The organism is Frankia sp. CcCS3, from assembly GCF_977927575.1.
On record NZ_CDWRCL010000184.1, the window covers coordinates 1 to 8,201 of the forward strand.

General features: G+C 73.4%; 4 protein-coding genes. 2 read left to right on the top strand and 2 right to left on the bottom strand.

All coding sequences use genetic code 11. From position 1 onward, the window contains the following. Positions 1-193 precede the first annotated feature (193 nt). Positions 194-646 carry a hypothetical protein gene (locus AC08OQ_RS14940; RefSeq protein WP_476604597.1) on the bottom strand — a complete coding sequence of 151 codons (453 nt, stop codon included), beginning with the start codon at positions 644-646 and terminating at the stop codon, positions 194-196. A gap of 368 nt (positions 647-1,014) precedes the next feature. Between AC08OQ_RS14940 and AC08OQ_RS14945 the strand changes: the two genes are divergently transcribed. Then, positions 1,015-5,778, top strand: coding sequence for an AAA domain-containing protein (locus AC08OQ_RS14945; protein WP_476601708.1), 4,764 nt, complete (start codon positions 1,015-1,017; stop codon positions 5,776-5,778). A 1-nt stretch (position 5,779) separates the two neighbouring features. On the opposite strand, the gene AC08OQ_RS14950 is transcribed toward AC08OQ_RS14945, so the two are convergent. Next, positions 5,780-7,045 carry a hypothetical protein gene (locus tag AC08OQ_RS14950; RefSeq protein ID WP_476601709.1) on the bottom strand — a complete coding sequence of 422 codons (1,266 nt, stop codon included), beginning with the start codon at positions 7,043-7,045 and terminating at the stop codon, positions 5,780-5,782. A 784-nt stretch (positions 7,046-7,829) separates the two neighbouring features. On the opposite strand from AC08OQ_RS14950, the gene AC08OQ_RS14955 reads away from it, so the two are divergent. Continuing rightward, positions 7,830-8,201: hypothetical protein (locus AC08OQ_RS14955; RefSeq protein ID WP_476612129.1), on the top strand; the 372-nt coding region annotated here is incomplete at its 3' end.

An 8,201-nucleotide genomic window follows, 5' to 3' on the forward strand; every position in this document is an offset into this window, starting at 1 on the left:
CCCTAGACCAGACCGTACCCGGGTCCGGAGGCCCCGCGACGTTGGCGGCCGCGACGGCCGGGAGACGGTCAGCTTATGCAGTGACCACCATCGCGCGGCGGCCGAATTTGGGGGAGCCAGTCACGGTCCAGGGACCGCAAACCGTGCTCAGGTCCCCCAGATTCGCCGGCCGGCAGCCGGCAGGTCACCGCGCTCAGGACAGCCCGGCCCGGTGCGCGCGTCGCCAGAAGGCACCCCCACCGAGCAACAGCGCCGCCAGTACGGCGAGGACGCCGATCTGCCCACCGGTATAGGAAAGCGAGTTCCCGCGGGGATCCGTCCCGGTCCTGTCCGGGGCGGGGTGCCGAGACGCACCCGTGCCGGCGGACGCTCTGGAGTCCCCATCACCACCACGGCCATGGTCCCCGCCACCGCCACCGCCACCGCTGCCGCTGCCGCTGCCGTGGTCGCCGCCGCCGCTGCCGTGGTCGCCGCCGCCGTCGAGAGCCCGGAGCGAGACCTGGTCCGGCACCTCGTCGATGGAACGCGAGCTTTCCGCCACGGAACGCGACGGGCCATCCGCGGGGCGCGAAGCCGCGACCGGAACCGCGGTCAGCACAACCAGCATGCTCGTGAGCACGGCGGCACCGCCGGAACGCAATCCCATGGTGGTTCTCCCCCAGCAACCCGACTCGGCGCAGCCCGACCAGACGACGTCGGACCAGACGACGTCGGACGGTACCGATAGTCACTATGCGTGTCCAGAAGACGACAGGATCGACACGCCGACGGTCCGCCGCCCCACGTGCGTCCCTGGTAGCGGATCAGGCATCGGCCTCGTCCGGCGTGGGTGTGGCCACGGGCGGAAACGCGCCGCCCGTCCCAGGCAGCCTCCTCGGGCAGCGGTCCGGGCGGGACAAGCCGGAAGCCGGCGATTGTGTCGGAGACAGGTCGTAAGGTCGATCAGGCGGAGACGCGGACGGCAGCTAGCGTCGCGCCGCCGCGCCCTGACCCAGCCCCCGGCCGAGGAGCCCGATGTCCGCCCGTGATCAGCTCCGTGGCCGGTCGCTTCGGCTCTTGGACTACCTGGCCGCGCTCGCCGCCGAACGGCGCGGTGCCCCCCGTCGCCAGCTCGCCGAGTACGTCCCCGCTCCGCTCCTTCCGGCTGACGTCCCGTCCCATCCGGGGATCCGGTTCGGCCCGACAACGCAGCGGGAGAGCTGGCTGGAGGTCGCCCGGGTACCCCAGCCGGCCGCGCCGAGCTGGCCACCCCCGCTCGACCGCTACCTGGCCGGGACGGTGGTGAGCCCGGACGCCCCACCTACCATCCCCGCCCATCTCCTGGACGCGGAGGCCGTCGAGCGGACCAGGGAGCGCGAGCCTCCCGCTCCCGGCGTCCCGGGCGAGGAGCGGGACGCTCCGCCGGGCGCCGTCGCCCTGCTCGACGCCTGGGTGCGTCAGGTGTGGCGGCCGTGGGCGCCCGGGGCACGCGCCGCCCGCGACGCGCGCGCCCTCTACCAGCGCCTGTTCGACCTGCGCCTGCGGCTGCAGCGCGAGGCCGCGACCGTGGAGCTGGCCTGGGGGCACTCGGTGCTGTGCTGGCGGGTCGGCGACGCGACGATCATCCATCCGCTGCTCGTCACCCGCATGGTGCTGACGGTCGATCCGGACTCCGGGGTCATCCGGCTGCATCCCGACGGTCCGGCGAGCCTGGAGACCGAGCCCCTGCACGGCCTCGGCCTCCCCGGTCTGGACGAGATGTCGGCCCTGCGCGACCGGCTGCGGACGGCGCCGGCCGATCCGTGGGACGCCCCGGCCCGGGCCGAGCTGCACCGCCAGATCCTCGCCCCGCTCGGGCTGGACGCCCGCGCGACCACCGGTCCGGTGCCCCCGCCGGGGCCGAGTCCCGTCCTGGTCGACACCTGGGCGGTGTACGTGCGGCCGCGGCCGGCTCTGCAGGCGCAGTTCTACGCGGAGCTGCGGACCGCCCTCGCCGAACGGGACGTGCTCCCCGAGGCCATCGCCGCCGTGGTCGCCGACGACAGGCTCGTCGCCGCCGCGCTCGGCGCGGACGAGCGGGCCGACGGCGCCCACGCCGATCGAGGCCGTGGCCGGCGCGGTCACGACAACTCTCCCGCGGGGCTCGGTGAACGCCTGCTGATGCCGCTGCCGACGAACGCCGACCAGGAGCGGATCGCCCGGCAACTCGCGGGCGCCCGCGGGGTCACCGTGCAGGGGCCGCCCGGCACCGGCAAGAGCCACACCATCGCGAACATGATCTGCCACCTCGTGGCGCACGGGCAGCGGGTGCTCGTCACCGCGCAGGACGAACAAGCCCTCACGGTGCTGCGCGACAAGATCCCGCGGGAGCTGCGCGACCTGACCGTCGCCGTGCTCGGGTCGAGCCGGGCCGACCTCGACGAACTGCGCGCCGCTGTCGTAGAGATCTCCGGGGCGGTCAGCGAGGTCGACCCGGCGCGGGAGACCGCGGCCGTGAAGGCCCTCGCCGAGGAGCTGGACGCCGCCCGCGCCACCGCCCGCACCCTCGAACTGCGGATGATCGACCTGCTGGCCAGCGAGGCGCGGGAGTTCGACCTGCCGCACGGGCGGGAACGCGCGCCGGAGGTGGCGAGCTGGCTGGCCGAGCGCGCGGACGAGTTCGGGTTCGTCCCCGACCGGCTCGACCCCACCCACGCGCTTCCGCTCAGCCCGGCCGAGCTCGCCGAGCTCTACCGGACCGCGCGCGAGATCACCCCCGCCGACGCCCGGGCCGCCGCGAGCAATCTGCCGGACGACCTGCCGGACGGCGCGTCGCTGCCGGGCGCGGTCACCCTCGGCCGGCTGCACGACGAACTCGACGAGATCCGCGCCGGGCTCGCCGACCTCGAACAGGCCGGCCTGTCCGTCGACGCGCTCGACGCGCTCGACGCCGACAGTGCCGACAGTGCCGACGGCGTCCGTGCCCTGGTCGAGGACACCCGGGCCGCCGCCGACCGGCTGCGCCGGCTGTCGGTCGGCTGGCTCGCCACCGCCCGGGCGCAGTGCGCGCCGTCGGGTGAGCAGGCCGGGTTCTGGGCCGACCAGGCCACGGCCCTCGCCGCCGAGGTCGCCGAGCTGCGCCGCCTGACCACCCTCACCTTCGGCCGTTCCATCGAGCTGCCCACCGGTGACTCGCGGGTCCAGCTGAGGCTGCTCGCCGACCTGCGGGGCCGCTTCGCCGCCGGCCGGGGGATCCCCCGCCTCGGCGGGCGGGAACTGCGGGACCTGCACGACGCGGTGCGCGTTGACGGGCTGGTCGCACGCACGGTGGGCGATGTGGCAATCGTCGAGGCAGAGGTGCGCCGCCGTCAGACGCTGACCGCCGCCGCCACCCGTCAGGCCGCGATCGCCGCCGCCCTCGGCGGCGAGGCCGTCGAGCCCGCGGCACCCGACGTCCTCACCCGGCTCGACGCGGTCGCCGGCGGCCTCGCCGATGCCGTCGACTGGGAACGCCGGGCGGCGCCGGAGCTGTCCGCCCGGCTGCGCGCCGTCTTCCCCGCCGTCTTCCCCGCCGGCTTCGCCTCCGGCCATCGCGTCACGACGGCGCCTTCCGACCCGGACACGCTTTCCCACCTCGCCGGCCTGCTTGCCGCGGCGACCGGCCGACGGCGCGAGAAGGAGATCGTCGGTGCGCTCGCCGTGGTGGAACGGGCGCTCACCGAGGGAGGCCGTGGCCCGCAGGCCGGCCGGGTGTGGGCCGGCCTGCACGAGGCGCTGGCCAGGCGGGACCTGGCGGCCTGGACGGCGCTGCTCGACGAAAGCGCCCGGCTGGCGGCGCTGCGCCCCGACGTGGAACGCCGGGACCGGCTCGCGGCCCGGCTGCGCGCGGTCGCGCCGCTGTGGACCGACGCCATCCTCACCGGGCAGGGTGACCCGTCGGGCTGCGGTGATCCGGTGCAGGCCGGTGATCCAATGCGGGCCGGCGATCCGGTACGGGCCGGCGATCCGGTGCGGGCCGGCGAGGCGTGGCGCTGGCGCCAAGCCCAGACCTGGCTCGACGACCTGCACGCCGACGGCGACCTCACCACGCTCGGCCGTCAGCTCGCCGACGCCTCGCGGCACGTGCGCGCCCTGGTGCTGGAGACCGCGCGTCGCTCCGCCCGGCTGGGCCTGGCGATCCGGCTCGGCGATTCCCAGCGCCGGGCGCTGACCGGCTGGGTGCAGGCACTCGACCGGATCGGGAAGGGCACCGGGAAGTACGCCCCGCGGTGGCGCGCCGAGGCCCGGGCCCACATGCGGGCGGCGATGGGCGCCGTACCGGTGTGGATCATGCCGACGCACCGGGTGATGGAGAGCTTCGAGCCGGGCGCCGACGACCTGTTCGACGTGGTCATCGTGGACGAGTCCAGCCAGTGCGACCTACTGGCCCTCGGCGTGCTGAGCCTGGGCCGCAAGGCCGTCGTCGTCGGCGACGACGCCCAGACGAGTCCGGAGGCCGTCGGCATCGAACGGGCCAAGGTGCATGCCCTGATGGACGCGCACCTGCCCGACGTCGCCCAGCGTTCGCTGCTCGACGTGGAGGCGAGTCTCTACGACACCGCGGCCCGGGTCTTCCCGCGCACCATCGTGCTCAAGGAACACTTCCGCTGCCTGCCCGACATCATCGGCTTCTCCAACCGCTTCTACGACCAGCAGATCCTGCCGTTGCGGGAGGATCCGGAGCTCGCCATCGGCGCGCCGCTGCGACCGGTCCGGGTCCCCGGGGGCGCCCGGTCGCAGACCCGCTTCGGCGACGCGAACCCGGCGGAGGCGCAGGCCCTTGTCGAGCGGGTCCTCGCCTGCTGCGCCGACCCGGCCTACGAGGGGATGAGCATGGGCGTGGTCACCCTGCTCGGCGCCGGCCAGCCCCGCCTCATCGAACACACCCTGGTCGAACGGCTCGGGGAACGCGAGTTCTCCCGCCGCGACCTGCGGGTCGGCGACCCGTACCAGTTCCAGGGCGACGAACGGGACGTCATCTTCATCTCCGTCGTCGCGGACGACAACCGCTCGGCCGCCACCCGCCGCCGTGACCAGCAACGGGTCAACGTGGCCGCGAGCCGCGCCCGCAACCAGATGTGGGTGTTCCACAGCGTCGACCCGGCCACGCTGCGCGACGACGATGTGCGGCGCCAGCTGATCGAGTACATGTACGCCGGGCAGACCGGACGGCTCGACGCGGATCTGGCCGATCGCTGCGAGAGCGAGTTCGAACGGGCCGTCCTGCGCGAGCTCCTCGCCCGCGGCTACCGGGTTCGCCCCCAGCATCCGGTCGGGCGCTACCGGATCGACCTGGTCGTCGGGGGGGTCTCCGACCTGGTCGTCGGGGGGGTCGCCGCCGCGCGAGCCACCGCCGAACAAGCCGTCACCGAAGGAGCCACCGCCAAGCGAGCCGCCGCCGCAGGAGCCGCCACTGGGGATGTGGGGCGCCGCGGCCCCCGCCTCGCGGTCGAGTGCGACGGTGACCGTTTCCACGGGCCCGACCAGTGGGAGGCGGATCTGCGCCGCCAGCGGATCCTGGAACGGCTCGGCTGGACGTTCTTCCGGATCCGCGGCTCGGAGTTCTACCGGCATCCCCGGCCGACCCTGGACGCGCTGGTGCGGCGTCTCGACCAGCTCGGCATCCACCCGGTGCCGGTGCCAGTGCCAGTGCCAGTGCCGGCTGGCGAATTTGGGGGACCTGAGCACGGTCTGCGGTCCCTGGACCGTGCCTTGCTCCCCACAACTCGGCCACCTCGGCCACCACGGCCACCAGCCGGCCCGCCGACGGAAGAGTCCTGATCTATCCGTTGGCGGCCCGGGGTTTGGGGCCGGTGGCGCGCATGTTCACCAGTCTGCCAAGCAGGTCGAACCAGAAGGGGGCGCCGGCGGTGAGCGCGAAGCAGGCGATCGCGATGCCGGCGATTTTCAGGAACCAGCCCTCGACGGAGTCGGGAACCTCCCGTGGGTCGTCGCGGCCCGCGGAGTTGTGGACCCAGCCGATCGGGAAGGCGAGCCCCGAGGCGTCGCGCACCGTCTTGATCACCTGTTCCGTGGCGTCCCCCACCGTGGGCTGGTCGGAGGTGAGGCGGGTGCCGGAGGCGGAATCCCCGGCGGAGCCCCCGGCCGCCTCGCCGGATGAACCCACCTCGGCCTGGGCCGCGGTCACGGCCGCCTGCCGCACGGTGCCGTCCTGCCAGAACGCCCGCGCGAGCCCGATCGCGTCGAGGTTGAACAGGACGGACAGCAGGACCGCGTAGCCGAGCAGGAAGACGGCGATGCGCCGCTTGTACCACCCGGACAGGCGGTCCATCGCGTCGTCGTACCACCGGGCCAGCTCGAGGACGACCTTCTCGCGGTCCCCGCCGGCCTGGACTATCGCCGTGGTCATCGCGGTCTTCACCGGGGAGGGGGGCATCGCGGCGAGCCCGTCCTCCACCGTTCCCACGGCTCCGGCCTTGGTGGCGGCGACGAGCGCAGCGGCCACGACCCGCCCGGTGGGGTGATCCACGGGCATCGCGTCGTACAGGGCCTGGGCGGACCTCTCCTCGAGGGCATGCCGGGCACCGTCGTAGGCCCGCCGGTACACGGCCCTGGCCTCGTCGGAGACGTGGTCGGGCAGGGTGTCCGGGCGGAGCTGGGACAGCATGGCCCGGGCGGGCGGGTCGACCCGGTCCAGCAGCGCCTGAGCGAAGGCGGTGGACGGCAGGTAGGACGGCAACCGCAGTGTGTGCGCGCGGCGCACCGAGCCCCAGGTCCCGGAAACCGGCGGATGGTCGGCCATAGCCGGCAGGGAGGTGTCGCGGCCGGTGGCGCGCATGGCCAAAAGCGGCCCGTCCAACAGTTCGGCGACGAGGTCCGGACGATCCGCGGGCGGGTCCGCCCCCGGATCGGACGGTTCGGCGGGCCGGTCACCGCCGAGCAGCCGTCGCAGCTCGGCCTCCAGCTGGCGCCCCCGGTAGCGGAACAGAGCGAGCACGGCCTCGTTGATCCGGGAGACGGCGAGGCTGAACGCGGCAAAGAGCAGCGCGAGCCCGATCAGGACATCAAGAGCGGATGAGTCCGGCATAACCCCCCGATTCCGGAGCCCGGGGCACCCGCGCCGCCGCCTTCACGGCCGAGGAGTACGCACCGGGACTGTCCTGGGCAGACCGCACATTTCTACACCTCGGCGCAGAACCGGCACTCAGCGGCATCATCGGACACCTGGTCGAAGCAGGCGAAGATGGGCACCAGACGACCGGGCTGCCCCGCTTCGAACAGCGGGCCATACTGGCAGGCCTGACCGGCCGGAGAGAACTGAGCCCGCCGGAGGAGCTGGTGGGGCGATCCAGGAGATCTTGGCAGCCGGCGCCGCCGGACTGGAGGGTGTCGTCGCGAAACGACCCGACTTCCCCTATCGACCAGGCCGCGGTACGTCAGGTGGGCCAGCACCGGATTCTCCGGGAGGAGAACCGATCCCGCGGTCATCCTCGAAGCGACCGCGGCCCGCGCCGCTAACAGTCCCTGAAGACCGGCAGTTCCTCCTGGTGCGACCGTATTCGAGCGACGAATCCAGCGGTAATTCCCGGGTAGCCGGTAAGCGATGCGATGGAATCTTTCATAGCCACGACGGTCTGACCTAGATCCGCCAGTAGCTGGTGATGTTGGGGGTTCGTAGATCGTTGGAACGTGAGCGGGTGCCTGCCGTGCAGGAAGAATCGGGGTTAGGGGACGTAATGAAGTAACAAATACGTGATCGAGATCATCATCGCAGGTCACAGGCCTGTGGAGGGTTCGAAACGCGCAAGTTATTTCATTTCGACTCCTTACCACCACCAACCGATGACGTCCTGACGAGAGGCACCCGCCGGGTGAAGAGACTACGCAGATCGACCGGGCCGCGGAAACGGGCCCTGCGGGTTCGGGTCGGGCCGGCGGACCGGTCGCTGACCGGGTTGGCCGGCTTGGCGGCGGTGAGCGAACTGGTGGATCGGCTCGGGGTCGTCGAGACGCTCGACGAGCGGGTCGGGCCGGTCAAGCAGCGGGCGCGGGGACTGTCGGCCGGGGAGTTGCTGGTCGGGTTGGCCACGGCGCAGCTGACAGGGCAGGCGACGCTGTCCGGGCTGGACCGGCTGCGTCTGGACGAGGCGGGCGGGCTGCTGGCGGCGGGCCGTTCGCGCCGTCGCGGACGGCGGCGAGGCTGGCGGCCAGGTTCGGGCCGGGCGCGTTGGCCGGGGTCGAGG